The following is a 25586-nucleotide window of genomic DNA, read 5'->3' on the forward strand; positions in this document are numbered from 1 at the left end:
ACCGCGCCCAGTCCCAATTCACTATGACCGACCGAACCATACATCCGGATCCTAAATGCCAGCGGAACCAACAGGCACTGCTTGATTCGTTGGATGGTGAACTCCGTGAGATGATGGCCTATACCCATCGGGTCGGGAACGTCACATTCCACTATTATTCGGAGCAACTGGCGGAACCCACCGAGGAGGACTACGAAGACTGGCTGCTCGGGCTTCCCGAGGAGATTGCCAAAGATCACTCAGAGCGGGGGTTTGAGAAGTGCCGGGGCGTTCTGAGCCTGCGCCGCCACGCCGCTGAGCGTAACGACAGTGGACTCGACGCGTACGTGAAAGAGTCGGTGTCAGAAGAGGATTACCGGAGATGGTCGGAACTCAGAGACAAATCCCTTGCGAATCAACGCGAGAAGGGAGAATGAATGCGCTTTATTTCATCGTTTTGCCATTATGACAGATAAACCAATATGGAAACTACCCTGCTCGACCTGGATTGTCTTTCGCTTTTCTTCAATAATTATAAGCAGGAGGACATTCAATATCTTTCTGAAAGCGAAGAGTTCCGGCACTTTTGGAACTTTAAGCGCGCGGAGTTGAGTCCAGATAATGAGATCGCCTGGTGGCTGGGTTTTTCCCGCTATCTGAGTCACGAGACAAAATGTGCAGTTCTGGAATTGGCTCGTGCGTGTTACCTGGAAGAAGCAAAGAGAAGGCACGCGAATGACAGTGATTCTTTAAAAATGGATGATTGGCTAAGAAGGATAGAGCCATGAAGTGGATATAAAGTCCACGACCGTCATTTCACCGTTAGAATATCCCTCCACCTCGTCGTATAAGCGGGCGACATCCATTGCTGTTTGTGGTGCCAGGTATTGTCATAGCCTGCAGCGGCGAGCCGGACTTTGTCTCGACCGTAGCGATGGTTCAGGCGGTCGATGGTAGCCGACAGCCTGACCAAACGTTCGTCCGGTCCATCGGTAAAAATAGCAGCCTGGCGGTGGTCGATGGGTACCAGATTGGATAAAATGACACCCACTTTCTGATAGGCATACCCAAATCTAAAAACTGTTTTAAGTAGCGCTTGGGCGTATCCCGTCAATTCGGTGGTGCTGGCGGTGGGGTGGGGGAGTTGGGCGCTCAAGCTGTTGTAGTATTGCCTGGCGGGCTGTCCGTTGGGTGAAATTTTGAATCGGTTGGTGTGCAGAAATACCGTCACCGTCCCAGCCGCTGAACCCTGCTTCCGCAGTTTCTCAGCGGCCCGGCTCAGGTGGGTCACAAGTGCTTCGGACACCGTTTTCAGGTCCGGCACCAGCCTTCCAAAACTCGGACTGGTGCAAATGGCTTTCTTGGGTGCCGCCTCGGTTTCCAGCATCTTGCAGGGCAGCCCGCGTAGTTCGTAGGCCGTCCGCAGGCCATTTACAGTCAGGTTACGATTGATCCACTCATCGGGGGCATCCCGCAGTTGCGCCGCCGTTCGGATATCGTTCCTCCTCAGCACCGCCGCGTAGCGGGATCCGATGCCCCACAGTTCTGCCACCGGGAAGTCGCTCAGCGCCTCGGTGATTCGGGCGGGGGTGTCCAGGATCAGCACACCGTCGTTTTCCGGCGAACGTTTCGAGAAATAGTTTGCCACCTTGCACAGCGTTTTGGTCGGGGCTACGCCAATCGAAACCGGAATCCGGGTCCACCGTCCTACGGTCGCGCGCAGGTTCTGAGCCATTATCAATAGGTCGGAATGCGCATTGCCCCAAGCTTCCAGATTGATAAATGCTTCGTCGATCGAGTAGGTTTCCACTTCTTCCGAAAACTGCCCCAGGGTGGCCATAACGCGGGCCGACATATCACCGTAAAGGGTGTAGTTGCTGCTGAAAATCTTGATTTCGTGCTGAGATAGAAGCTCCTTCAACTGAAAATAGGGCAATCCCATTTTGATCCCCAGGGCTTTCGCTTCGCTCGAGCGCGCAATGACGCACCCGTCGTTATTGCTCAACACCACGACGGGCTTTCCCTCGAGGGCAGGATTGAAACTCCTTTCGCACGAGACATAAAAATTATTGCAGTCCACCAGGCCCAGCATATTTGTCAAGGTTTGTGAATGACAAAGGTCACCAGGCCGAAAATCCGAAAATCGTCCCCTGAGTTTACCCTTAGGGGCGTAAAATGAGGGTTTGACGGGGTCAGGACTACCGTGTCCCCCTCGTAGTTAACTCGCTTGACGGTGTACTCCCCGTTGATCCATACTATCGCAATCTTCCCATCCGCATCCTCGCGGGAAGAATCCACGACCAGCACATCGCCCGGTTCGATCCTGTCGCCCATCATGCTCTCACCGGCCACCCGGACGAAATACGTTGCCTCAGCATTGGTGACACATAAGTCGTTGAGGTCGCAGACGCGCTCAATATAGTTTTCACTGGGCGACGGAAAACCGGCTTGAACAAAGGAGTGGAAAAGGGGAATCCAGTGCTTGGTAAGGACTTGGGCTTTCAGGAAAAAGTCGTGATGGAAAGGAGTTTCTGTCGGCGGCATGGTATATGGAATTGGTATAAATAGGGATCAATATGATACAAGTATATCATAAAAGTCGGCAAGATGCTATTTCCCCTCGACAATCCACGAAATTTTGGTTGTCAAACCATGTGTCTATAGAAAAAGACCCAATTCTGCGCCACTCGTATTACCGAAGTTATTTATCCAAAGAAGAAGGCAGATCGAGGTTATTTTCCCTGTACCATTGTATCGGGTCTTTTTTCAACTTACTTATGATGAGAGGCAGGGTATCGATCAGGCGGTGTTTGGGCTGCCAGTCCAGCAGAGTGCGTGCGCGGGAAATATCCAACTCATAATGGTCGTCGGCTCGGTCAATCATCCAAGGCTTTATAAAGGGATCGCCCAGGAGGTTCATTGCGAACGCACCCGTTTTGGCCAGGGGGGCAGGAAGTTCATAAGTCTTCCATTCCTTGCCGTACAGGAGGCAGCCGATTGTTTCCTGCAATTCCTGGTAGCTGGGGGTTTCGGGCTCCCCGATGTTGATGGCAACCTCATCGGGTAGCTGGTGCCGCCGATCGACCGTGCTGACAATCGAGTCGATCAGATCATCCAAATGGACGAATACGTTGCCGTGGGTAATGTCGCCGGAATAAAAATGGCTGGTGAACTGCCTCTGGTATATGCGCTGAATCTGGTGAGCGATGGGAATGGAATGTCCCCCCTCGTCGTACACCCCGGCAATTCGCAAGAGAACAGCCTTCATATCGCCCCGTTCCTTGCTGATTACTTCTTCGGTGTCAACCTTAGATTCGGGGTAATCCCATTTGGGTTCAAGCGGGGAGTCCTCGCTTATTTTCTTTCCGGGAGTGGTCGGCTTGTAGATCAGGTTCGTGCTTGAGAAGACAAACTGATCGACTTCATAATTTTGCAAAGCATCCAGGAGGTTCCTGGTTCCGTTTACGGTGATCTTTTCGTAGAGATTGCTGGGTTCACCGGAAAAATCGTAATAGGCGGCCAGATGCACCACGGAGGCAATCTTTTTGCCGTACCCGTACTCCACCCGGTTCAGTGCCGACTGAATACTCTCCGGCGAGGTGATGTCATAGCACACACATTCTGCCTCTTTGGGGGGAAAGGGGTATCCGGTATTGTCAAACCCCACTATTCGGTACCTCTCAGCCAGCCTTTTGACCAAAGCAGTGCCGATCAGGCCGCTACTTCCGGTAACAATGACCAATTCTTTATCGGTGTCCCTTGCCCCCGGTTCTGTACGATTTTCTACGTTAGCCATTTATTTTAAAAATTCAGGATTGGTGAATGATTTGCGGGCAAAACAAACCGGATTGATCCGCCGGGTCGACTTAAAACCGTGAATTGCCAGCCGATCATAGGTGATTGGTGTGTCTTTAAAAGGCGAAAAAAACCCATTCCACCAATCTGTTTTCGAGCAAAAATTTGTGAATATTTTACAATTCAAAATCCGGTTTCGGGCATGAATATTTTAGGAAGGCCACCCTGAACGGAGGCTGAAACGGGTGCGGTTGATGGAAGATAAAATATTTTTTTAAGTAGTCGTGCTTATTTATCAATATATTTTCAATTTTTCAATTTGCTGACTTTCAGGAAAATACAGCATTTCAACTCTATCGGCAATATTGCTCTACTACTTATAAGGACTAAACCGATATTTTATGCAACAGGAACACGAACATAAAAATCACGGAGACATGCAGCATGGAGACATGGACAAGCGCGGGGTGACGCGTCCCATGATGGACGGAGACACAATGAAAGAGGACTCCAAAGGCAGTCACGGAGACATGAAAATGGATAAGGAAATGCGGACGAAAATGCTGCACTCCCACCATAGGCAGACGCTCTGGGTGTACTGGACGCTTATCATTTTCGGCATCTGGATGGCCATGTTTCCCCTGACCTTCAGCTACACCATCGGGGCTGTGCAACCCAGCGGCGGACGGTCCGTATGGCTCACGATGGACCAGCGCGTCAGCTTTATGCAGTGGAGCGATATCATCAGCGGGTTGCTGCTGGTTTTTTTCGGTTGGCGGTCGCTGACCCCCAACCGTCCGGTCAGCGTTTGGATCTGTTGTTTCATCGGAATCTGGCTGAGCATGGCTCCCATGATATTCTGGACGCCCACGGCGGTGTCCTACCTCAACAACACCCTGGTGGGGGCTATGGTCATCGCTCTGAGCATCCTTGTTCCCGGAATGCCCAACATGATTATGTACATGAAAATGGGTTCGGAGGTTCCGCCCGGCTGGAGCTACAACCCGTCGAGCTGGCCCCAACGCTGGATCATGATCGTAATGGGCTTCGTGGGCTGGATGGCCTCCCGGTACCTTGGGGCTTTCCAGATGGGGTACATCGGAGAGGCCTGGGATCCTTTCTTCGGAAGCAGCACCCAAGAGGTGCTTAACTCCGAAATGTCACACTCCTGGCCCATTTCCGACGCGGCAATGGGTTCGCTGGCCTACACGCTCGAATTCCTGATGGGGTACATGGGAAGCCCCTCGCGCTGGCGAACCATGCCCTGGATGGTCTGCTTTTTCGGTATCCTGGTGGTGCCGCTGGGGCTGGTCAGCATCTTCCTGGTCATTTCCCAACCCCTGACCGTGGGGGCCTGGTGTACCGTCTGCCTGGTCACGGCCATCATCATGCTGCCTATGATCCCCATCGAGCTGGATGAGGTCGTGGCCATGATCCAACATATGGTTCAGGCCAAGAGGCGGGGTGATTCCCTTTGGAAGGTTTTCTGGAAAGGAGGGGAGCCCTTTGAACACAACAGCGACGAGCGTTCACCCGAGCTTGTCGAATTTTCCGACAAGCCGGGTGAAGTTTTCATGGCTTCCATCTGGGGTATGAGCTTTCCCTGGACGCTGGTCGTCTCAACGGTTCTGGGCGTATGGATGATGGCCGCCCCCGAGGTGCTAGGAATACCTATTAAGGCCACCGCCGCCGATGTCAATCACCTGGGCGGGGCGCTGATCGTGGTCATGGCCGTCATAAGTATGGGGGAGGTGGTCAGGACGGGCCGATACCTGAATGTGCTTTTCGGTCTTGCGGTAGCCGTGTGGCCCTGGTTCGTGGCAGACAGCAACCTGGCGCTCAATGTCAGCAGCGCGGTGTCCGGGCTTCTGGTGGCAGGACTTTCCCTGCCGAAAGGCGTAGTCAGGGAAAAATACGGCCTTTGGGACAAATACATAAAGTGAAACCTGTTCTGAAAGGGGAAAACCTTGTAAACCCCAAACGGAATTCTGTAATGGTGCGGATTGAGAACTCCTTACTTTTGCAAAACAACAAAAGGAGGGCGGTTTTTGTCCTCCTATTTTTTCCACCCTTAACAAACTAAACCATTATGACTAAGGAACAGATTCAGGAGTGTATCAAGGCTTGTCAGGAATGCGCCACGGCCTGCGGGCAGTGCATCGACGGCTGTTTGTCGGGAGACGATGTAAAAATGATGGCGGAGTGCATCCGCACAGACATCGACTGCATGACCATCTGCCAGACAACGGCCCAGTTCATGTCGCTTAACAGCCAGTTTAGCAGCGATATCTGCGAATTGTGCGCCACGATTTGCGAAAAATGCGCCGAGGAGTGTGATAAGCACGCTGATATGCATGATCATTGCCGCAAGTGTGCGGAAGCTTGCCGCAAGAGCGCCAAGTCGTGCCGGGAAATGGCTTCGATGGGCAACTAATCGAACCGATGAACCGTACGTTGGGGCAGAGGCTACATGGAGATATGCGGCTTTTGCCTTATGTAAACATAGTCACCCTCTTCCCTGATTCTCCATTGAACCCGCTGTACACACACTGTTCGTCATCTTATTTTCAAACCTTCCTGACTTGACCCTGATGAAGCGCATTGAGTTCCTTAAAACCCTGGGCCTGAGTACCGTCGGATTGGCCGTATCCGAGAGCCTGCTGTCGGGCTGCATGGACATGAGCGAAATGAACGCCGTCGCGCCCGACATCATGCAGGGCGCTTTCACGACGCCGCTCCCAACGCCTGAAATGGCTGTGTCGGGGACGTCCCTGAATGCCCACGGCATGAGCGGATCGGTCATGCCGGGTAAAAGCGGATCGATGCTGGGCTACCGGAATGGTATCCTGGGGCCAACCATCCGAGCCGAGCGGGGCAGCGTGGTGACTATGCCTTTCACCAATGGCCTTACCGGGGAAACCAACATTCACTGGCACGGTCTGCTCGTTCCACCCGCCATGGACGGACATCCCGAGCAGATGGTGAAGGCCGGACAATCGTTCAACTATACTTTCAGGATAGATCAACCCGCAGGTATGGCGTGGTACCATCCGCATCCGCACATGGAGACGGGACGTCAGGTTTTCATGGGCCTGGCGGGGATGTTCATCGTCGAAAGCCCCGAGGAACGCGCCCTGAAACTCCCGTCGGGCGAGTATGAAATCCCGATGGTGATCCAGGACAAGCGCGTCGATGCCAGCGGAGGACTGGTGTACAACCCGACGATGGGTGAGGTCATGATCGGCTACATGGGCGACACCATCACGGTGAACGGGGCGCACGCCCCGTATCGCAGCGTGAGTTCGCGAACCTACCGCCTCCGGGTACTCAATGGTTCAAACGCCCGGATATACAACCTGGCACTGAGCAGCGGCGATCCGTTCACGGTCATCGGCTCCGACGGGGGGCTGCTGCCTTCCCCTGAACCCGTCACCAACCTGCTGCTCGCTCCCGGCGAACGGGCCGACCTGCTACTGGATTTTGGCAAAATGAATTTGAACGGTGAGGTTTTTCTGCAAAGCAATCCGTTTTCCGGCGCAGACTCGCAGGGACGCCAGGGCTTCAAAATCATGAAATTCGTGGTGGACAAAACCGAAAGCGACTCATTCGCTCTGCCCCTTACGCTGACTAACATCCCGGCCTTGTCCGCTGCTTCCGCCGCCAAAACCCGGACTTTCGACATCGGAATTTCCATGGAAGGCTCGGGCAAGCACAAGATGGGCAAGAAGAAAAGTATGGCGGGGATGCACACGATCAACGGCAAGACCTTTTCGATGGACCGGATCGATGAGGCGGTGCCGCTGAACAACGTTGAAATCTGGGAGTTCAACAATGCCAACGGCGACGAGCCGCACCCGATGCACATGCACGGCACGTTCTTTCAGATAGTCAGCCGCGCGGGCGGACGGAACAAAATCGTGGCCCATGAGAAGGGCTGGAAGGACACCGTACTGGTTATGCCGGGCGAAAGCGTGCGCGTCATCACCAAATTCGAGCGGGCCGGAAAGTTCGTCTTTCACTGCCACAATCTCGAACACGAGGACGACGGCATGATGCTCAATTTCCAGGTAAGCTAGGGCTTCGCCCAATATTTTTACTTCTTAAATTTCATACCAACTCAAACTGATGAATAAGACAATCAACTTAGTATTTGCCCTCCTGATTTCAACGCTGGGTTTCGCTCAGCATGAAGGCCACCAAATGGCCGAAGCGAAAATTGATCCGGCACTTACTGCCTACTACAAAGTGAAGAACGCACTCGTTGATTCCGACGCCAAAACGGCGGCTACCGAGGCGAAGAGACTGGCGACTCTCTTGAAAAAGTCTGAGAAAACGATTGGTTCCGATGCTTACCGGGCCGCCAATGCCATGAGCGCATCGACCGACATCGCCGCCCAGCGCGCCCAGCTCGGTTCCCTAACGGAAGGAGTGTACCGGGCGGTGAAGAAAGCGAAGCCCGAAAATACGGTGTACTACGCTTACTGTCCCATGGCCAATAACAACAAGGGCGGGTACTGGCTGAGTGAGAAAAAGGAAATCGCCAATCCTTACTATGGCAGCAAAATGCTCAAGTGCGGGAGCGTGAAGGAGACGCTCTGATGAAGAAAGCCGAGCTGCACCGTAAAATTCGCAAGAGCCACCGCTACCTAGGGGTGGCTCTTGGTGTTCAATTCCTGTTCTGGACACTGGGCGGGCTTTATTTCAGTTGGTCGAACATGGACGAAGTTCACGGAGATCCTCAGAAACATCCGACTCCGTTCTTCGACGCCCGGCAGGTCTGGGCTTCGCCCACCACGGCCATCGACGCCTTACGAAATCAGACACGAGTGGATTCCATTATGAGCATCCAGACGGCTGAAGTGCTGGGCAATCCTGTTTATCAAATCCACTACACCAGCCACGAAGGCGACGCGGGTATGTCCAAACGGGTGCAGTTGGCCGATGCCCGCACCGGGGCGCTTCTTCCGCCGCTTACTCAGACCGAGGCCGTGCGGGTGGCGAGTGACCGATTCAATGGCGAGCCGACCGTTACCGAGGTGGAACTCCTAACCGAGACCAACGGCCACCACGAGTATCGGGAGCAGCCACTGCCCGCCTACGCTGTAACGTTCGCCAGCCCCGGCAGCACGACGGTTTACGTCTCGACTCAATTGGGGACGGTTCAGAAATACCGCAACAACAAGTGGCGGGTCTTTGATTTTCTGTGGATGCTGCACACGATGGACTACCAGAGCCGCGACAACCTCGGCAACTGGCTGCTGCGGGCTTTCTCGATCTTCGGTCTGCTGACGGTCGCTTCGGGATTCGGTCTGTATTTCGTAAGCCGGAAAAAGAAGTTATTGACTAAAAAGAATGTCAGAAGGGCAGACAAGGCCTACTGACCCAATTTATACAAACTCTTGGATTTTATGAAAATGATGGACAATATGAATGGCAACGGTTTTATGGGAATGGGCATGTGGATCGGTGGACTGGTCCTACTGGTTCTTATTCTGCTGGCCGTTTGGCTTTTTAAGAAAATCAGCAACAAGGGGTAGATGGAAAGTCTAAGCCCAATTTTATTCCTGGTTCCCGGCATCGCGCTGACCCTGGCGGTCGTGGCTTATCGGTACTTTTCAAAGCGGGTCTCCAACCGCCGCGCCTACCGGCGCTACGTGGCGGCGGTGGCCGGGATGGCCTATCTCCTCAATTTTGCCTGGGAGGTCTCGCAGGGGTTCCTGTACCAAGGCTACGAGTACGATTTCCAGCATATCTCCTTCTGCGCGCTGGCCTCCGTCGCGGATGTTTTCATGGTCTTCCTGCTGCTTTTCGGCTTCGGACTGATTTACGGAGACGTCTATTGGACATGCCATCTGTCCCCCTACCGGATCGCGGCCTTGATGGCAGCGGGCGGTGTGGGGGCCATTGTCGCCGAAACACTGCACACCGGGCGGGGTAGCTGGTCTTACGCTGAGGCCATGCCCCTGCTTCCCTGGGTGAATGTGGGCCTGACGCCCGTGCTTCAGTTCACCATTCTGCCCCTGGTCATCTTTTGGGCATGCAGGAAATTCATCAATGGTTAGAATGAAACTACACCGCCAGCCAGTCGATTCGAACACCTGTAGGATCTTCGGCACTCGACAAATTCCGATGTCTCGCATCGGCTAATGTGTAGGCGGTGAGGAATATTTTATTGGGCAATAACAAATGGGGTGCCTTGTAAAAGTCTAAAAATCTTGTGCTCAGGCTTTACATTAGCCAGGCTCAAAAATGTGCAAGGTTCTGCCATGATTCTATAACAGCAACGCTACCTGTTGTTTTTATTTTTGCTAGTGAATCTTTTTGTTAACAATAGAATATTTCGGCTGCGATGAAGGTACAGGCAAGAAAGCACGAAGAGCCCACAAATCAGAAGAATGATCCATCAGCCGGCTTTAAAAGTAAAACTGGCGATCCTGAATGGAGAACCGTGTCCACGAATAAGCCCCAGCATTCCTGTTCCGAAAACCAGCAGTTTATTTCTCAGATGAGGCGTGTCGTGGACGCAACAATCGACGAGCAATTTGCGAGCGGTAACTCAGTAAATTTTTCAGACCGAATCAGCGAGGGATTCGGTCAGGAATACGATTTGCTGGAAGCGTTGTTTTTCCAAATTCAGGACGTTTCGCTCGAAGAATACATCCTGACTCGAAAGATTGAAAAAACCAAGGAGGTTCTGGTTTATACGGACTGTCCGATGCCGGAGATTGCCCGCTTGCTGGACTTTGACAATGTGGCACACCTTACCCGGATATTGAAAAAATACACCGGGTACAATTTTGAACACTTTGTAAACATTCGCCGGGAAAAAAGGGCAATCATGGATAAAGCGGGTGAGAACGGCGGAGAAAAGAACGAAGCAGTTGAGGTTCGAATGACCGCTGGGAGGTGAATTGAAAATAAAAGAACACACTGGCCTTTGTATTGATCCGGGTACACCTCATATAGGGTAAACATACTATGGAAACACTAATTTCAGATATAGAAAAAAGCAGTAAGGCGAAGCGGGGCAACCGCATCAAAGAAACGTTCCCGGTGCTGGGAATGACCTGCGCCGGTTGCGCGGCCAGCGTGGAGAGCATGCTCAAATCGACGGAGGGCGTGTACGACGCCGGCGTGAACTACGCCAACCAGACCGCCTGGGTGGAATACGAAGACTCGGTCAAGCCGGAAGACCTACAGAACGCGGTGCGTTCCGTTGGGTACGATCTGGTGGTCGATGTCGAGGATCCCCGGCAAGTGCAGCAGGAAATCCAGCAGAAGCAGTACGAGGAACTGAAAAAACGCACCATCTGGGCGTCGCTGCTTTCCCTTCCCATCGTGGTGATCGGCATGTTCTTCATGGATATGCCCTACGCTAACTGGATCATGATGGCGCTGGCGACGCCCGTTGTGTTCTACTTCGGGCGGAGTTTCTTCAGCAACGCCTACAAACAGGCCAAATTTGGCAAGGCCAACATGGACACCCTGGTGGCGGTGAGTACCGGGATCGCCTACCTGTTCAGTGCCTTCAACACCTTCTATCCCCAATTCTGGGAGCGGCAGGGCCTGCCCGCCCACGTTTACTTCGAGGCGGCGGCGGTCATCATCGCCTTCATTTTGCTGGGCAAACTGCTGGAAGAACGGGCCAAGTCCAACACCTCCTCCGCCATCAAGAAACTAATGGGCATGCAGCCGAAAACCGTGCGGGTAATTGCGGACGGGGCCGAGCGGGAGATTCCCGTTTCACAGGTGCAGGTCGGCAACATCATCGTGGTGAGGCCCGGTGAAAGAATCCCGGTGGACGGAAACGTGTCTGGTGGAGATTCCTACGTCGATGAAAGCATGATCAGCGGCGAACCCGTCGCGGTCGCCAAAGCTGCGGGAGACGCCGTGTTTGCCGGTACCATCAACCAGAAAGGAAGTTTCGAGTTTGAAGCCGAAAAGGTGGGCGGCGACACGGTGCTGGCCCAAATCATCAGCATGGTGCAGCAGGCCCAGGGCAGCAAGGCGCCCGTCCAGAAGCTGGTCGACCGGATTGCGGGTATCTTCGTTCCCGTCGTGATGGGCATTGCCGTGCTGACCTTCGCCGTTTGGATGCTGGTGGGCGGGGAAGGTGCATTCACCCACGCTCTGCTGACCTCAGTCACCGTCCTGGTGATCGCCTGCCCCTGCGCGCTGGGCCTGGCTACGCCGACCGCCATCATGGTCGGAGTGGGAAAGGGGGCAGAGAACAACATTTTGATCAAAGACGCGGAAAGCCTGGAATTGGGCCACAAAGTCAATGCAATCGTGCTGGACAAAACCGGCACCATTACCGAAGGCAAGCCCGTGGTGACCGAACAGCAGTGGTACGGCTCAACCGACGACCGAACGCTTTACAAACGGGTTCTGTACGCCATGGAAGCCCGTTCCGAGCATCCCCTGGCCGAAGCGGTGGTCGATCGGTTGAAGGAAGAAGGGGTGCAGGCCATTACGTTGGATGAATTTGAAAGCGTTACGGGCCAGGGCGTGAGGGCCGTCAGCGGCGGAGCCGAGTATTTCATCGGCAACAAAAAACTTATGGATGAACGCGGCGTTCTCGTGGCTGAAGCGCTGGCTGAACAGGCCGGGGAGTGGCAGCAGCGCGCCAACACGGTGGTTTATTTCGCCCGCGAAAAGGAAGCGGTGTCCCTCATGGCCATCGCCGATAAGGTCAGGCCCAGCTCGAAGGAGGCCATCGAAACGATGCAGGGCAGGGGCATCGAGGTGTACATGCTGACGGGAGACAACCGGCAGACTGCCGCCGCAGTAGCCGGGCAGGTCGGGTTGAAACGCTTCGAAGCCGAAGTGATGCCTTCGGAAAAAGCCGCTTTTATCAAGAAGCTACAGGCTGAGGGCAAAATTGTGGCGATGGTGGGCGACGGCATCAACGACAGCCACGCCCTGGCTCAGGCCGACGTGAGCATCGCTATGGGAAAAGGCTCCGACATTGCCATGGACGTGGCCAAGATGACCCTTATTACGTCCGACCTGAACATGATACCCAAGGCGTTAAAGCTTTCCAGCAAAACGGTACGCACCATCCGCCAGAATCTGTTCTGGGCTTTCATCTATAATCTCATCGGAATTCCCATCGCCGCTGGGTTGCTCTACCCGGTCAATGGTTTCCTGCTCGATCCGATGATCGCCGGGGCGGCCATGGCGCTGAGTTCCGTATCGGTGGTGACCAACAGCCTCCGGTTGAAATCGGCCAAAATATAGCCATTACTGTTTAGGGAGCAGGAGGGGGCGTCTTGACCAAATTTATGCAATCCACAACCGGAATTGTGTAGCATGAACCCACCCTTACTGTGTTAACTTTATCTAACTGGCTTTCTAATCATCCGGTATAATTCGGATTCTGGAAAGTCGTACTGCCGGGTAGTCGAAAATCCGCTCGTCAGTCCCTATATTTTTCAAACAAGACACTCATTCCCATGAAAACCTTAAAATTCAATACAAACATTAAGTGTGGCGGATGCCTCCAACAGGTCACGCCCAAACTCAACGAAGTGGCGGGCAACGGCCGCTGGCAGGTGGATCTCGCCGACCCCAGGAAAGTGCTGACTGTCGAGACCGATTCTTCTAACGAGGAGTCCATCGTGTCGGCCGTGCGAGAGGCGGGCTTTGAGGCCCAGGCAGTTTGAGCTGCGACAGGCCTCCTGCGTCTGCAAAGGAACGAGCCGACCAGAACCACATGGTTCAGATTTAAAATGATTGTAAACCAAAAGGGGGCGGAAATTTCCGCCCCCTTTTGGTTTACTTTTTTGCGCAACAGGCTGGTAATTCCGCCACTGTTCCGTTTTCATAAGGGCAGTCGGGTGTCCCGGCCAACGGGCAATCTATCTTGGGGCAATCTGCGGTGCCTTCGAGAGGACACGCGGATTCGGTGGCCTTGAATCCGTAACCATAGGCGAGACCTGCAACTGCCAACATACTGGTGGCGGCGAAAATCGTTATTCTCTTTTTCATCACTTTTTCAGTTTAAATATTTACACTAATTTATCTCGACAAAGATGCACCCGGCAAGGGGGTGGTCGCCAAGTTATATTTCAGTTATTTTTGAATTATACGCGTTAACTGCATCGACTATCCTGTTTATCTCTTTCAACTTACGGCCTAGCTCGTCAAATTTGAGAGTAGGAAACTGGATACGGATGGACTCAATCATTTCTTCGTTCCCGCAATCGCCCGGACAAGCATCGGCCCCCTCCACGATCCTGGCAGCGAGCGCCTTTCTGAACACTTCGTCGAGCAATAGATTGTACGCACTGTCGATACCGTGGTTCACTGCTTTGAATTGTATGATGATTTTTTCGGGATCATCTTCCTTGTCCATCATCCTTATCAGCCCATCGACTTGTCCTCTGATGGTTGCCAAACGTGTTTTTACATCTTGTGTGAGATCTCTTGGTAACATGATGGCATGGTTTTTAAGTTATCTTCTAACCCGATATGATTACATGGTCGCTGAGTGTAATACTACACAGAGTCTCCTCCGAGGAAAATGAGGATTGGCAACGATCAAGGTGGAGAATTGGTCGTTTGGATTAACAAATCTAGCAAATTCACTTGTTGTAATCCCCTTTGAAACAAAATCCTGTAATTATCAACTGATATTCTGTAAGCCTTTCATTGTTACTGCAATGTAATTTTGCCTTCTGTGAAACGATTCTTGACCATAGCGCTGGCCATCCTGCTCCTGATGAGCAACATGGGCTTCACCGTGGCCACCCATTTCTGTGGGGGGCAGGCGGTGATGAGCGGGCTACGGTTGGGTGGGGGTGATTGGGATTGCGGGATGGTTCACGAAGCAAGCGACCACCGGGAGGACGACCGCAACTGCACCCGTCTGGCGGAGGAGGCCTGTTGCAAGAACCAGCACCAGACCATTCAGACGGACAATACGCTTTCCACGGATTTCCCGGCCCCGCAATTTCATGCGTCGGCCGTCGGAATCGCAGTTTTTCCCCTTCCCTACTTCGAGCGGTTTACGGTACTCGAAGCCGAGCCATTCCGCATTGACCCGCCCCCGCTTCCTGAACGGGACGTGCAGGTACTTTTCCAGACTTTCCTGATTTGATCTTCTTGTCGTGACCTGAGGCCGTGCTTTCCCCAAGCACGGTTATTGGAGGTTTGTCGCGTGCTGGCGGACAAATACGCACGAGACTCGGGTCATTTTCGACCCATAAGACACCATTCCATTTTTCTCGAATACCTGCCTGATTATCAGTCAAACAATCGAATACCCTATCCATGAAAAAACTACCTATTTTCTTACTCTTGTCTTTCGCCCTATCGTGTACGGTGGCCGAGGCCCAGCAAAAGGAAAACCCGAACCCGGACAATCTGCCCGTTCACGAGTACACGCTCACGATCAGGGAAGAAACAGTCAACCTTGCGGGCAAGGACGTAACGGGCATGACCGTCAACGGCACCATCCCCGGCCCCACGCTCCGCTTCACCGAGGGTGAGTATGCGGTAATTTACGTCAAGAACGAGATGGACGTCGAGACTTCGGTTCACTGGCACGGCATCCTGCTGCCTAACTTTTTCGACGGCGTACCCTATTTGACCACGCCGCCCATCCAGCCGGGACAGACATTCAAATACGAATTCGCCCTCATTCAGTCGGGTACCTACTGGTACCACTCCCACACGATGCTGCAAGAGCAGAGCGGCGTGTACGGCTCTTTGGTCATCGAGCCGAAAGAGAAAACGCTGGACTACGATAAGGATCTGGTGGTGGTGCTATCCGACTGGACCAACCAGAAGCCCAGGAACGTGTTGCGCAACCTCAAGCGCGGCAACGAGTGGTACAACATTCGCAAAAACACCATTACGCCGCTCAACCGCGTGATCGCCCGTGGCGCGTTGGGGGCGCAGCTCAATTTCTGGAAGCAGCGCATGGAAACGGTGGACATCGCCGACATTTACTACCCCGCCTTCCTGAGCAACGGGCAGGCGGTGCAAAACTATCCGGAGTTTAAGCCCGGCGAGAAGGTGCGGGTCAGGATCATCAACGGATCAGCCTCTTCGCAGTTCTGGCTCACCTTCGGCGGCCAGGATCCGCTGCTGGTGGCGGCCGATGGACTGGACGTCGTACCCGTCATCCATAACAAGACCTTCATCGCCGTGGCCGAAACCTACGACTTCATCGTCACGATTCCGGCGAGCGGCAAGGTGGAAATCCGCGCTATGGCGCAGGACGGCTCCGGTCATTCGCTGACCTATTTGGGCCAGGGCGAGGCGCTGCCCGCCGCGATCGTGCCCAAGCCTGACCAAATTGCTATGATGAAGCAGATGGCCCAGATGAAAATGCGCATGGGCGCACCGGCCACCAAATTCAACCCCTCAAACGAAGAGCCGAAAAAAATGATGGACAACTGGGGTATGAAGATGGATATGCCCGGCATGGACATGGGTGGTATGGACATGAGTGACAAGAAAGATAAGTCAATGAAAGGGATGGATCATTCTAAGATGGACCACAGTAAAATGGGGGGCATGAAGGGAATGGATCACAAAAAGGGAATGAAGATGGAGGGCGATACCACGGAAATGGCCGGGATGGATCACTCCAAAATGGCGGGTATGGATGGAATGGCAAAGTCCGGGATGCAAATGGATTCGAGCCAAAAGATGGATAAAATGGCGGGTATGGACGGCATGGCGATGAGCAACATGAAGATGCCGGGCATGGATATGTTTGCCGAGTATAACTACGATTATCTCAAATCACCCGAGAAAACGACCATTTCCACCGATCCCGACGAGGACAAACCCGTCCGCCGCATTATCCTGAATCTGAACGGTAACATGTGGCGCTACATCTGGAGCATGAACGGCGTACCGCTGTCGGAGGCTGACAAAATCAAGATCAAAAAGGGGGAGGTCGTGCGCATCACGCTCAACAACCTGACCATGATGCACCACCCGATGCACCTGCACGGCCACTTCTTTCGGGTACTGAATGCGAACGGCGAATACTCACCGCTTAAGCATACCGTAAATGTAGCCCCCATGCAGAAAGTGACCATCGAATTCGATGCCCGCGAGTACGCCGACTGGTTCTTCCACTGCCACATTCTCTACCACATGATGAGTGGTATGGCGCGGGTGTTTAGCTACGATACGCTTCGTGATCCCCGGATGGCCGATTTTCCACTAAGAAAGCTGACCAACGAGGGCAACCATTTCTATACCTGGGCCATGGCCGATGTGGCTTCCCACATGAGTTCACTCAATGTGGTCTCATCTAACCTGCGTAACCAGTTCAACCTTCGGGCCGAGTATGGCTGGAACCAGCGGATAGAGACCGAAGTCACCTATGAGCGCTACCTCTACGACTACTTCCGCGTGTTTGCGGGGGTGAACGCCGAGAACGAGCGCGAGGAAAAACCCAGTGAAATAACTACTACCGCCATTGGTGGCATTCGTTTCTTGACCCCTTATCTCTTCAACCTCGACCTGCGGCTGGACAGCAAACTACGCCCGCAAGTCAGCCTGAGCCGCTCGATCATGATTTTTCCCCGCACCGTGCTTTTCGGCGAGTACGAGTACCAGGCTGACTTCGGCTGGACCAAGCGTCCCGCCCGTGAGGGCGTTCTCGACAACGGGGCTTACCGCCATGAAACCGTCTGGTCAGCAGGCTTGGAGTACTTTCTATCACGGAACATTTCACTCATGGGCAGCTACGACAACCGCTTCGGCGCGGGGGGCGGCTTGTCCATACGATTCTAAATGATGTCGGAATACAAAAAAGACAGTCTTTCTTTGACCGGAGCCGTTTCGCTGGGAACCGGCGTGATGATCGGGGCGGGAATCTTCGCCCTGCTGGGACAGGTGGCCGAATTCGCGGGCGACCTGTTCCCCTTCGCCTTCCTGGGCGGGGCCGTTATCGCGGGTTTCAGCGCCTACTCCTACGTGAAAATGTCCGACGCCTTTCCCTCCGCCGGGGGCATCGCCATGTATTTACAGAAAGCCTACGGTAAAAGCACGTTCACGGCCTTTGCCGCCTTATTGATGGCGCTATCGATGATTATCAACGAAAGCCTGGTGGCCCGCACGTTCGGCACCTACACCCTGCAATTGTTCGATGTCCCGGAAAGCAGTGTGTGGGTGCCGATACTGGGCGTGGGCCTGATCGGCCTGGCTTTTCTGGTCAATATCTCCGGCAATAATTTTATCCAGAAATCCTCCTTTGTCATGGCGCTGCTGAAAATCGGCGGTATCCTGGTGTTCGCCGTGGGCGGGCTGTGGGCCGCCGGATTCAGTTTCGATAAAGTCATCCCGTCCGCTTTACCCGATAAGACGGAAACGGATCTCCTGAGTGCTCTGGCCCTGTCCATTCTGGCGTATAAGGGGTTCACCACTATCACCAACAGCGGGGGTGAGATTAAAGAGCCTCGCAAAAATGTGAGTCGCGCCATCGTCATTTCTCTGATTATCTGCACGGTCATCTATATGCTGGTGGCCTTCGCCGTATCGGCCAACCTGTCCATTGACGAGATCGTCAAGGCCCGCGACTACTCGATGGCTGAAGCGGCCCGGCCCGCCTTCGGGAAATACGGATTGTGGTTCACTGTAGGCATCGCCATCATCGCCACGGTGTCGGGTATCATCGCCAGCATTTTCGCCGTCTCGCGCATGACGGCCATGCTCACCGATATGAAGCTGATTCCGCATAGCGATCTGGGCCTACCCGGCGACGTGCAGCAGCACATGCTGGTGTACGTGGCGGTGGTTGCCACGCTGCTGACCGTTTTCCTGGATCTAAGCCGAATCGCCTCAATGGGGGCGATCTTCTACCTCATCATGGACATCGGCATTCACTGGGGCGTCCTGAAAAATCTAAGAGAAGAAATAAAACCGAATGCAATTATCGTAGGCATCGCCATTTTTCTGGATACCGTGATTCTGGGTGCCTTCATCTATATGAAAGCGACTCAGGATGTGTTCATCATTATCGTTTCGGCGGCGATTATGGCCCTCATTCTGGGGGGCGAAAAATGGTTTCTGTCGCGAAATCCCCAATCTGACTAAACAAAACCCCTGAGTTATGGAAAAGCACGAGCATCACCAACATCACGATTCTAAAGGCGAACCCGCAAAAATGAGCGGTCACGGCTCTCACAAGAAAGACATGGATATGGGCGGCGGCCACTACGATCACCACGCCCACATGATCGAAGACTTTCGGAAGCGATTCTGGATTTCGCTTGTCCTGACGCTACCGATCCTGGTGCTGGCCCCCATGATTCAGGAACTGGCGGGCTACGAACTGCGGTTTCCGGGCGACCGCTACGTGCAGTTCGGCCTGGCTACCATCATATTCTTTTACGGCGGCTGGCCTTTCCTGAAGGGGCTGGCCGACGAACTGCGGCAGAAGGCACCCGGCATGATGACGCTCATCGCCCTGGCTATTTCGGTGGCCTATTTTTACAGCGCGGCGGTGGTGTTCGGGTTGGGCGGGAAAATATTCTTCTGGGAACTGGCGAGCCTGATCGACATCATGCTACTGGGCCACTGGATCGAGATGAAATCGGTCATGGGCGCTTCCAATGCCTTGCAAGAGCTGGCCAAAATGATGCCTTCCGAGGCGCACCGGATCAACCAAAACGGCGAAACGGAGGAGATAGAATTGTACGATCTCCGACCCGACGACCTGATTCTGGTGAAGCCGGGCGAGAAAATCCCCGCCGACGGGGAAGTAAAGGAAGGCCAAAGCCACGTCAATGAGTCGATGCTGACGGGGGAATCCAAGCCCGTCGCCAAGCAGACGGGCGATCAGGTGATCGGCGGCTCGATCAACGATAATGGCTCGCTCAAGATCGTCGTCCGGCATACCGGAGAGGACTCCTATCTCTCAAAGGTGATCGGTATGGTGAAGGAGGCGCAGGATACCAAGTCCAAAACCCAGAACCTGGCCGACCGCGCGGCGAGCTGGCTGTTCTACCTTGCCTTAGGTGCGGGCGTTCTGACGCTGGTCGTGTGGCTGGCGTTGGGCAGTGATTTCGAGTACGCCCTGGAGCGTATGGTGACGGTCATGATTATTTCCTGTCCGCACGCTTTGGGGCTGGCCGTGCCGCTGGTTGTGGCCATTTCTACGGCGGTTTCGGCCAAAAAAGGTTTACTGATCCGCAACCGCACCGCCTTCGAGAACGCCCGTAAACTGACTGCCATCATCTTTGACAAAACCGGTACCCTGACCAAAGGTGAGTTTGGCGTGACGCGCATTATTTCAAGTTCATCGGCCTACACCAAGGATCAGGTACTAGCTACCGCCGCCGCCCTAGAAAGCAACTCGGAGCATCCCATCGCTGCCGGAATCATGCGAAAAGCCGAGGAAATGAATTTAAAATTGAGCGAACCCCGCGATTTCCAGGGGCTGACCGGAAAAGGCGTGGAAGCCACTTTGGATGGTAAAAAGGTTCGAGTCGTCAGTCCGGGCTACGTAAAGGAACAGGGACTGACGCTTCCCGAGAATTCTTTTAGTGACGAGTCGGAAACGGTGGTGTTCGTTATGGTCGATGGTGCGCTGATCGGCTTCATTGCCCTGGCCGACGAAATCCGCGAGGATTCCCGCGAAGCGATCCAGACGCTGAAAGCGCGCAACATCAAGGTAATCATGGCCACCGGCGACAACGAAACTGTCGCCAAAGCCGTCAGCACGAATCTGGGACTGGACAACTACTACGCTGAGGTCATGCCGGAAGACAAACAGAAGATTATCAAAGACCTGCAGGCGCAGGGTGAGTTTGTCGCCATGACGGGCGACGGGGTCAACGACGCACCGGCCCTGGCGCAGGCCAACATCGGTATCGCGGTGGGGTCCGGTACGGATGTCGCCGCCGAAACCGCCGACATCATTCTGGTCAACAGCAACCCGCGCGACATCGCCAACCTGATCCTGTTCGGCACGGCCACCTACAGAAAGATGATGCAGAACCTGTTCTGGGCGGCGGGCTACAACATCGTGGCCGTCCCGCTGGCGGCGGGCGTGCTGGCCCCCATCGGTATCATCCTCAGCCCGGCGGTGGGCGCGATCCTGATGAGCCTGAGTACCGTCGTGGTGGCGATCAACGCGCAGTTGTTGAAAAGGGAAATAAAGTAGCCCAAGAGTGTAATTTATAACCAAAAAAAGCATGGAAACAGACACAAAAACAACGGAAACCTTTCGGAAGTATGCCGAAGAGCGGCTGGAAATTCACCAGCGGGAACTGGCCACGCGCTACCAAGACCGCGCACTCGCCTCGGCTGATTTGAAGGTGGAGGCTCTGCAGGCGCAGCGGGGGATTTTTGAAAAAGAACTTTCGGAAAAGGTGCAGGAAATTTCGCAGAAAAGCGACGATCCAGTGCGGCCTTCCCTCGAACTGTTGAAGAATGAGTATGTGGAAAAGCTGGAATCTACGAATTCACCCGTTTGACTTTGAAGAGATGAAAAACGCAAGCAAAAGTCAAAGCGCAGGATTAACGATCCTGACCTCCCTGACTTTATCCGTGGCCGCCTACGCTCAGGAGAGCGATCCGGGAGGCGGTGGCAACGTAGCCGCCAGCCTGGACGAGTTTCCCAACCTGCACCCGCTGATCGTACATTTTGCCATTGTCCTGATTCTGGTGGGGGCGGTTTTGCAGTTGGTCAACGTGTATTTTATGAAAAAGGAAGTCGCCTGGATTGCCTTCGGAACGGCGGCGGTCGGTTTCGTAGCCGCTTACCTGGCGGCGGTGCCTTACCACCCTCACGTACAAGACCTGTCGGAACAAGCCAAGCAGGTAATGGGCCAGCACGACCAATGGGCCGAATGGACCTTATGGCTGAGCGGAATAGGTGCCGTACTTCAGGGCGCTAATCTGGTCTTTCTGACGGACAGGCGCTGGGCTGTGGGTGTGGTAGCCGCCGTGCTTTTGGGAGCGGGCTACACGGTGAGCAAAGCCGGGCATTTTGGTTCGCAGCTCGTGTACATCGAGGGCGTGGGGCCTCAGGGGCAACACGTGGAATCGGAAGATAACCACAGCCATTGATTCGGATTTCTTGACGGACACCGAATCGAACAGAGCAGGAAATAGACTTCAACGAGTCAACTGCTGGCTTTTGGCATAGTAAAACGGATGGCTTTTCAAACTATGAAGTTTATAGGATGAGTACGAAACACACCGATTTGCGGAACAGGGTTGCGGTGCTTTTGGGGGAAAACATGGTCCATGGGTATTCTAAATCGGCGCAGTCCGAGTTTCATTACGCCAAGCCCTCGCCGGAAACCTACCCGTTTCAATTTTTCTGGGACACCTGTTTCCACGCATTCATTTTGTGTGCACTGGGCAAGGCGGGCATGGCCGAGAAGCACCTGAACAGCCTCTTTACTTTACAGCGGAAAGACGGGTTCGTGGGGCACATCATCTACTGGAACAACGTACTGCCGGGGCGGGCAACGGATATTTTCCAATCCCGCCCCGGCTTGGGCATGAACCTGCTCCGAACCCACATGAGTGCGCTCATTCAGCCGCCATTTGCAGCTCAGGCGGCGGCTCGGATTTTCGAAGCAACGGGGAGCGAGCCATTTCTGAGCGGATTGCTGCCTAAACTGAAAGCCTATTATAAATGGATCGCGCAGAACCGTGATTTCGATGGCGACGGGCTGGTGACGATCATCTCGCCCTTCGAGTCGGGGATGGACTGGAAGCCCTCCTTCGATCCTGTGGTCGGGTTCCCGCGTCGGCAGGCCAATTGGAAGCTGTTCCTCCGGGTGGTCAGCGTGGACGCCAGAAACTTCCTTCATGGTTATGATTTGGAGAAAATTCGGAAGAAGAACTATTTCCGCGTGAAGGAAACGGGCATGAATGCGATTTACATTCAAAACCTGTACGTGCTGGCGTCGCTGTGCCGGGCCGTGGGCGATTCCGACGAAGGGTATTTTCGGGCGTTGGCCGACAGAGCGCGGGAAAGCCTCATGTCGCTGATGTACGATGCGGAGGATGCTGCCTTTTATGATGTGTGCGGGCCGGAAAACCGTAAGCTGAAAATCCTCACCCCGACCCTTTTTTTTCCACTGGCAATCGAGGGGATGGATCGCCGTGTCGCCGAAAAAGTGATTGGCCGGCATTTTCACAACCGGGAAGAATTTGCCCTCCGCTACCCCCTCCCCTCGGTGTCCCTGAACGATCCTTCCTTCAGTCCGAAGGAGTCGCTCTACTTGTGGCGCGGTCCCACCTGGGTCTATCTCGATTGGTTCATGCACGGCATCCTGATGAAATACGAACAGGAGGAAACCGCGCGGGAGCTGACCAAAACAGTAACCGATTTGATCGAAAAGAGTGGATTCCGGGAATATTACGACCCCCACACCGGACACGGTATGGGGGCAAAGGACTTCACCTGGGCGGGGTTGGTCATCGACATGATCCGCAACGAATCCTGAAAGAGTTTACCAGTTTATTTTTTAACAATCAAAACCCAATTCTAATGAAAAGGATCTTCTTATCCCTGGCCGTCGTGGTAATGCTCACCGCCTGTGGCAACGACAGGTCACAGCAGTCTGCCGGGCAGACGGAAATGAATCACGATGCCGACGAACATGAACATGAGGGAACGGCCTCGACCACAATGAGCAATGCTTCTATGGATGGTCCCATCAGAAAGTCGGACAAGGCTGCGGCTATTCTCGACAGTTATCTGGCCATCAAAAACGCCTTGGCGTCGGACAACAGCGCCGAAGCAGCCACATCCGGTGAGGCAATGGTGAAGGCCTTTGCCAGCTTCGACCGGGCTTCGCTGGATGCCAAACGGCAGTCGGACTACGACGAGATCGTGGAGGATGCCCGCGAACACGCCGAACACATCGGTGAAAACAGCGGCAAAATCGACCACCAGCGGGAGCATTTCGATCTACTAAGCAAGGACATGATGGAGCTCGTGTCGGTTGTCGGCTCGGATCGCACCCTGTATCTGGACCACTGCCCGATGTACAACGACAACAAGGGGGCCGACTGGCTGAGCGTTTCCGAAAGAATCGAAAACCCTTACTACGGCAGCAAGATGCTGACTTGTGGGAGCATGAAAAACGAGATCGTTCCCCAATGAAGGGGTGGAAGATAGCCGTTGCGGTTATTTTGGTTGTCTTGGTGGGTATCCAATGGGTACCCACCCATTCCAATCAAAAAAACACCGACCAAGGCAAGGATTTCCTGACGATGTATGCACCCCCGGCACGGATCGGAACGCTGCTGAGGACTGCTTGCTATGACTGCCATAGCAACCACACCGTCTATCCTTGGTACAATATGGTGCAACCCGTGGCTATGTTCATGGAGAACCACATCGTGCAAGGGAAAAAGAAATTGAATCTCAGCGAATTTGGCGGCTATTCTTCCCGGCGGCAGAGGAGCAAGTTGAAGTCGATGGCCAGTCAGATTGAGGACGGAGATATGCCCCTCACCTCTTACACGCTGCTGCATAGAAATGCAGATTTATCGGATCAAGAAAGAAGAACTATCAAGGCATGGATCGATACGAAAATCTAACCAACTCGGTTCAAAACTACACTATTGCTTAATCATTAATTTCAAACTTACCAACCAAACAATGAACAAAGAAATGAAAGACAATCCCTATCCTAAGTTTTTTCTGATGCTCGGCGTTTCATTCATCATCATGTACGCCGTGATGTTTCTCAATGTCGATAGCACCAATCACATTTATCTAAGCCTTAATCGAACGTATATGGCTTTGCTAATGGTCTCGCCGATGGCGCTCGTCATGCTCGGATTCATGGGTCATATGTACAAGAACAAGAAGACCAATGCAATTATAATCACGGTCAGCCTGTCGGTTTTGATCGGGGTATTTGCCTTTTTGAGGAACCAGACCTTTGTCGGGGATGTGCAGTACATGAAAGCCATGATCCCCCACCACTCCTCCGCCATCCTGACGAGTCAGGAAGCGGACATTAAGGACCCGGAAGTCCGGAAACTGGCAGACGAGATCATCAAGGCTCAGGAGGAGGAAATCGCTCAAATGAAAGCAATGCTGGATCGCTTGGAAAAGTGAGCCGACCAATGGGTAAGGCGGGTGGGCGGCGAGCATAGGTGTTGCACCAGCCCAGCCGCTTGCTCAAAAATTGCCGACCGGGAAGAGGAATCATTACCTAAACCCCAATCATGTAAGGTTGACCAAAAAATATGCAATGATATTAAACTGTTGAAATTCTTATATTTGTGTTCGAAATTGCCCTGATCGATGAACAAACCTCCATTCATACGTATCGTTTCCCTAGTGATGGCCGTCCTGCTACTGGTTAGCAGCACGGGTTTCGTTGTTGTGGAACATACCTGCGAAATGAAAGGAAAGACCCTTACGGCGCATTTGGGTGATAGGGAAGCTTCTTCCTGTTGCGGTACAAAAGTAGCCGCTGCCGATTCTTCACCTGCTGCAAAACACACGTCAGGGATTCAGGAAAATCCGTGTTGTAAGGAAAAGGCGGTTCTTGCCACCGCATCGGCCGCTGTCAGCGTCGAAGCATCTTCCGTACAGTTGGCAGCACCCGCTACGGTGCTGGCTTTTGTTGCTTACTTTGCTCTCGGAGGCGGGTTTTCCAATAGAGACACGCATCCCGCTGGTCATCCTTATGCGGGTCCCCCGCCCGTTTCTTCCTCTCTGCACAAGGCCTTGCTCTGCACCTGGCTGATATGATCCCGTCAGGCCGCCCCTGAACGGGCGCTGACGTTTTATCCCTTTACAATTTCAGTCTTTTCAGGAAACGCGTAATGTCATGCGTATGCCAATTCTGTACCCACGG

28 protein-coding genes are annotated in these 25586 nt (G+C 53.6%); 23 read left to right on the top strand and 5 right to left on the bottom strand.

The features are described from left to right. Window positions 1-23 precede the first annotated feature (23 nt). Both IE117_RS24950 and IE117_RS24955 read left to right on the top strand, forming a co-directional pair. Complete coding sequence (locus IE117_RS24950; protein ID WP_189568677.1) at window positions 24-416, top strand: hypothetical protein; 393 nt, start codon at window positions 24-26, stop codon at window positions 414-416. A 45-nt stretch (window positions 417-461) separates the two neighbouring features. Continuing rightward, window positions 462-767 (top strand): hypothetical protein, encoded by a 306-nt coding sequence (locus tag IE117_RS24955; RefSeq protein ID WP_189568680.1) that lies wholly within the window; start codon window positions 462-464, stop codon window positions 765-767. 23 nt (window positions 768-790) lie between these two features. On the opposite strand, the gene IE117_RS24960 is transcribed toward IE117_RS24955, so the two are convergent. The 3 genes from IE117_RS24960 to IE117_RS24970 form a co-directional block, all read right to left on the bottom strand. Further along, window positions 791-2071 (bottom strand): Y-family DNA polymerase, encoded by a 1281-nt coding sequence (locus IE117_RS24960; RefSeq protein WP_189568876.1) that lies wholly within the window; start codon window positions 2069-2071, stop codon window positions 791-793. A 5-nt stretch (window positions 2072-2076) separates the two neighbouring features. Next, window positions 2077-2523, bottom strand: a complete 447-nt coding sequence (locus IE117_RS24965) for a LexA family protein (RefSeq protein WP_189568683.1) — start codon at window positions 2521-2523, stop codon at window positions 2077-2079. Window positions 2524-2680: 157 nt separating this feature from the next. Beyond that, the gene (locus IE117_RS24970; RefSeq protein ID WP_189568686.1) at window positions 2681-3775 is read right to left on the bottom strand and encodes an NAD-dependent epimerase/dehydratase family protein; all 1095 of its coding nucleotides are present in this window, start codon (window positions 3773-3775) and stop codon (window positions 2681-2683) included. 400 nt (window positions 3776-4175) lie between these two features. Here IE117_RS24970 and IE117_RS24975 point away from each other — a divergent pair, with 400 nt between their 5' ends. From IE117_RS24975 to IE117_RS25015, 10 genes are all read left to right on the top strand, one after another. Beyond that, the gene (locus IE117_RS24975; protein ID WP_189568689.1) at window positions 4176-5717 is read left to right on the top strand and encodes a vitamin K epoxide reductase family protein; all 1542 of its coding nucleotides are present in this window, start codon (window positions 4176-4178) and stop codon (window positions 5715-5717) included. A gap of 146 nt (window positions 5718-5863) precedes the next feature. Beyond that, entirely contained in the window at window positions 5864-6208 is a 345-nt protein-coding gene (locus IE117_RS24980; RefSeq protein WP_189568691.1) for a four-helix bundle copper-binding protein, read from the top strand. Between the two features lie 157 nt (window positions 6209-6365). Then, complete coding sequence (locus IE117_RS24985; protein WP_189568694.1) at window positions 6366-7850, top strand: multicopper oxidase family protein; 1485 nt, start codon at window positions 6366-6368, stop codon at window positions 7848-7850. 49 nt (window positions 7851-7899) lie between these two features. Next, window positions 7900-8373: a DUF3347 domain-containing protein gene (locus IE117_RS24990; RefSeq protein ID WP_189568697.1), complete on the top strand. Its 474-nt coding sequence runs from the start codon at window positions 7900-7902 to the stop codon at window positions 8371-8373. Further along, entirely contained in the window at window positions 8373-9155 is a 783-nt protein-coding gene (locus IE117_RS24995) for a hypothetical protein (protein WP_189568700.1), read from the top strand. The genes IE117_RS24990 and IE117_RS24995 overlap by 1 nt, the downstream gene beginning before the upstream one ends. Window positions 9156-9182: 27 nt before the next feature. Further along, window positions 9183-9311, top strand: coding sequence for a hypothetical protein (locus tag IE117_RS26450; protein ID WP_262893128.1), 129 nt, complete (start codon window positions 9183-9185; stop codon window positions 9309-9311). Then, complete coding sequence (locus IE117_RS25000) at window positions 9312-9836, top strand: hypothetical protein (RefSeq protein ID WP_189568703.1); 525 nt, start codon at window positions 9312-9314, stop codon at window positions 9834-9836. 386 nt (window positions 9837-10222) lie between these two features. Continuing rightward, window positions 10223-10684 carry a helix-turn-helix domain-containing protein gene (locus IE117_RS25005; RefSeq protein ID WP_189568705.1) on the top strand — a complete coding sequence of 154 codons (462 nt, stop codon included), beginning with the start codon at window positions 10223-10225 and terminating at the stop codon, window positions 10682-10684. Between the two features lie 68 nt (window positions 10685-10752). Further along, complete coding sequence (locus tag IE117_RS25010; protein ID WP_189568708.1) at window positions 10753-13014, top strand: heavy metal translocating P-type ATPase; 2262 nt, start codon at window positions 10753-10755, stop codon at window positions 13012-13014. 215 nt (window positions 13015-13229) lie between these two features. Then, entirely contained in the window at window positions 13230-13439 is a 210-nt protein-coding gene (locus IE117_RS25015; protein WP_189568710.1) for a heavy-metal-associated domain-containing protein, read from the top strand. 112 nt (window positions 13440-13551) lie between these two features. Here IE117_RS25015 and IE117_RS25020 read toward each other — a convergent pair whose 3' ends face one another. After that, complete coding sequence (locus IE117_RS25020; RefSeq protein WP_189568713.1) at window positions 13552-13764, bottom strand: hypothetical protein; 213 nt, start codon at window positions 13762-13764, stop codon at window positions 13552-13554. A gap of 73 nt (window positions 13765-13837) precedes the next feature. Continuing rightward, window positions 13838-14212 (bottom strand): metal-sensitive transcriptional regulator, encoded by a 375-nt coding sequence (locus IE117_RS25025; protein ID WP_189568716.1) that lies wholly within the window; start codon window positions 14210-14212, stop codon window positions 13838-13840. 243 nt (window positions 14213-14455) lie between these two features. Here IE117_RS25025 and IE117_RS25030 point away from each other — a divergent pair, with 243 nt between their 5' ends. The 11 genes from IE117_RS25030 (at window position 14456) to IE117_RS25080 (ending at window position 25480) form a co-directional block, all read left to right on the top strand. Then, on the top strand, window positions 14456-14875 hold the full coding sequence (locus IE117_RS25030; RefSeq protein ID WP_189568721.1) for an HYC_CC_PP family protein: 420 nt from the start codon (window positions 14456-14458) through the stop codon (window positions 14873-14875). A 173-nt stretch (window positions 14876-15048) separates the two neighbouring features. Then, a complete protein-coding gene (locus IE117_RS25035; RefSeq protein ID WP_189568724.1) occupies window positions 15049-17535 on the top strand; it encodes a multicopper oxidase domain-containing protein in 2487 nt (828 codons plus the stop codon). A 3-nt stretch (window positions 17536-17538) separates the two neighbouring features. Further along, on the top strand, window positions 17539-18837 hold the full coding sequence (locus IE117_RS25040; RefSeq protein WP_189568727.1) for an APC family permease: 1299 nt from the start codon (window positions 17539-17541) through the stop codon (window positions 18835-18837). Window positions 18838-18853: 16 nt separating this feature from the next. Then, window positions 18854-20908, top strand: a complete 2055-nt coding sequence (locus IE117_RS25045) for a heavy metal translocating P-type ATPase (RefSeq protein ID WP_189568730.1) — start codon at window positions 18854-18856, stop codon at window positions 20906-20908. Window positions 20909-20939: 31 nt separating this feature from the next. Beyond that, window positions 20940-21221, top strand: a complete 282-nt coding sequence (locus tag IE117_RS25050; protein ID WP_189568733.1) for a hypothetical protein — start codon at window positions 20940-20942, stop codon at window positions 21219-21221. Window positions 21222-21231: 10 nt separating this feature from the next. Beyond that, complete coding sequence (locus IE117_RS25055; protein WP_189568736.1) at window positions 21232-21816, top strand: DUF2231 domain-containing protein; 585 nt, start codon at window positions 21232-21234, stop codon at window positions 21814-21816. 116 nt (window positions 21817-21932) lie between these two features. Then, the gene (locus tag IE117_RS25060; RefSeq protein ID WP_189568739.1) at window positions 21933-23210 is read left to right on the top strand and encodes an amylo-alpha-1,6-glucosidase; all 1278 of its coding nucleotides are present in this window, start codon (window positions 21933-21935) and stop codon (window positions 23208-23210) included. Between the two features lie 44 nt (window positions 23211-23254). Next, window positions 23255-23872 carry a DUF3347 domain-containing protein gene (locus IE117_RS25065; protein WP_189568741.1) on the top strand — a complete coding sequence of 206 codons (618 nt, stop codon included), beginning with the start codon at window positions 23255-23257 and terminating at the stop codon, window positions 23870-23872. After that, window positions 23869-24312 carry a heme-binding domain-containing protein gene (locus IE117_RS25070; RefSeq protein WP_189568743.1) on the top strand — a complete coding sequence of 148 codons (444 nt, stop codon included), beginning with the start codon at window positions 23869-23871 and terminating at the stop codon, window positions 24310-24312. The genes IE117_RS25065 and IE117_RS25070 overlap by 4 nt, the downstream gene beginning before the upstream one ends. 61 nt (window positions 24313-24373) lie before the next feature. Next, window positions 24374-24838 carry a DUF305 domain-containing protein gene (locus tag IE117_RS25075; RefSeq protein WP_229581463.1) on the top strand — a complete coding sequence of 155 codons (465 nt, stop codon included), beginning with the start codon at window positions 24374-24376 and terminating at the stop codon, window positions 24836-24838. A 189-nt stretch (window positions 24839-25027) separates the two neighbouring features. Next, window positions 25028-25480 (top strand): HYC_CC_PP family protein, encoded by a 453-nt coding sequence (locus tag IE117_RS25080; RefSeq protein ID WP_189568745.1) that lies wholly within the window; start codon window positions 25028-25030, stop codon window positions 25478-25480. The last annotated feature ends 106 nt before the right edge of the window (window positions 25481-25586 follow it).

Source organism: Persicitalea jodogahamensis (assembly GCF_014651615.1).
Classification (GTDB): Bacteria; Bacteroidota; Bacteroidia; order Cytophagales; family Spirosomataceae; genus Persicitalea; species Persicitalea jodogahamensis.

What these genes read in the sequence shown, in the direction of transcription:
- IE117_RS24950 (WP_189568677.1), top strand. Translation starts at nt 24, where the DNA reads ATGACCGACCGAACCATACATCCGGATCCTAAATGCCAGCGGAACCAA.
- IE117_RS24955 (WP_189568680.1), top strand. Translation starts at nt 462, where the DNA reads ATGGAAACTACCCTGCTCGACCTGGATTGTCTTTCGCTTTTCTTCAAT.
- IE117_RS24960 (WP_189568876.1), bottom strand. Translation starts at nt 2,071, where the DNA reads ATGCTGGGCCTGGTGGACTGCAATAATTTTTATGTCTCGTGCGAAAGG.
- IE117_RS24965 (WP_189568683.1), bottom strand. Translation starts at nt 2,523, where the DNA reads ATGCCGCCGACAGAAACTCCTTTCCATCACGACTTTTTCCTGAAAGCC.
- IE117_RS24970 (WP_189568686.1), bottom strand. Translation starts at nt 3,775, where the DNA reads ATGGCTAACGTAGAAAATCGTACAGAACCGGGGGCAAGGGACACCGAT.
- IE117_RS24975 (WP_189568689.1), top strand. Translation starts at nt 4,176, where the DNA reads ATGCAACAGGAACACGAACATAAAAATCACGGAGACATGCAGCATGGA.
- IE117_RS24980 (WP_189568691.1), top strand. Translation starts at nt 5,864, where the DNA reads ATGACTAAGGAACAGATTCAGGAGTGTATCAAGGCTTGTCAGGAATGC.
- IE117_RS24985 (WP_189568694.1), top strand. Translation starts at nt 6,366, where the DNA reads ATGAAGCGCATTGAGTTCCTTAAAACCCTGGGCCTGAGTACCGTCGGA.
- IE117_RS24990 (WP_189568697.1), top strand. Translation starts at nt 7,900, where the DNA reads ATGAATAAGACAATCAACTTAGTATTTGCCCTCCTGATTTCAACGCTG.
- IE117_RS24995 (WP_189568700.1), top strand. Translation starts at nt 8,373, where the DNA reads ATGAAGAAAGCCGAGCTGCACCGTAAAATTCGCAAGAGCCACCGCTAC.
- IE117_RS26450 (WP_262893128.1), top strand. Translation starts at nt 9,183, where the DNA reads ATGAAAATGATGGACAATATGAATGGCAACGGTTTTATGGGAATGGGC.
- IE117_RS25000 (WP_189568703.1), top strand. Translation starts at nt 9,312, where the DNA reads ATGGAAAGTCTAAGCCCAATTTTATTCCTGGTTCCCGGCATCGCGCTG.
- IE117_RS25010 (WP_189568708.1), top strand. Translation starts at nt 10,753, where the DNA reads ATGGAAACACTAATTTCAGATATAGAAAAAAGCAGTAAGGCGAAGCGG.
- IE117_RS25015 (WP_189568710.1), top strand. Translation starts at nt 13,230, where the DNA reads ATGAAAACCTTAAAATTCAATACAAACATTAAGTGTGGCGGATGCCTC.
- IE117_RS25020 (WP_189568713.1), bottom strand. Translation starts at nt 13,764, where the DNA reads ATGAAAAAGAGAATAACGATTTTCGCCGCCACCAGTATGTTGGCAGTT.
- IE117_RS25025 (WP_189568716.1), bottom strand. Translation starts at nt 14,212, where the DNA reads ATGTTACCAAGAGATCTCACACAAGATGTAAAAACACGTTTGGCAACC.
- IE117_RS25035 (WP_189568724.1), top strand. Translation starts at nt 15,049, where the DNA reads ATGAAAAAACTACCTATTTTCTTACTCTTGTCTTTCGCCCTATCGTGT.
- IE117_RS25040 (WP_189568727.1), top strand. Translation starts at nt 17,539, where the DNA reads ATGTCGGAATACAAAAAAGACAGTCTTTCTTTGACCGGAGCCGTTTCG.
- IE117_RS25045 (WP_189568730.1), top strand. Translation starts at nt 18,854, where the DNA reads ATGGAAAAGCACGAGCATCACCAACATCACGATTCTAAAGGCGAACCC.
- IE117_RS25050 (WP_189568733.1), top strand. Translation starts at nt 20,940, where the DNA reads ATGGAAACAGACACAAAAACAACGGAAACCTTTCGGAAGTATGCCGAA.
- IE117_RS25055 (WP_189568736.1), top strand. Translation starts at nt 21,232, where the DNA reads ATGAAAAACGCAAGCAAAAGTCAAAGCGCAGGATTAACGATCCTGACC.
- IE117_RS25060 (WP_189568739.1), top strand. Translation starts at nt 21,933, where the DNA reads ATGAGTACGAAACACACCGATTTGCGGAACAGGGTTGCGGTGCTTTTG.
- IE117_RS25065 (WP_189568741.1), top strand. Translation starts at nt 23,255, where the DNA reads ATGAAAAGGATCTTCTTATCCCTGGCCGTCGTGGTAATGCTCACCGCC.
- IE117_RS25070 (WP_189568743.1), top strand. Translation starts at nt 23,869, where the DNA reads ATGAAGGGGTGGAAGATAGCCGTTGCGGTTATTTTGGTTGTCTTGGTG.
- IE117_RS25075 (WP_229581463.1), top strand. Translation starts at nt 24,374, where the DNA reads ATGAACAAAGAAATGAAAGACAATCCCTATCCTAAGTTTTTTCTGATG.
- IE117_RS25080 (WP_189568745.1), top strand. Translation starts at nt 25,028, where the DNA reads ATGAACAAACCTCCATTCATACGTATCGTTTCCCTAGTGATGGCCGTC.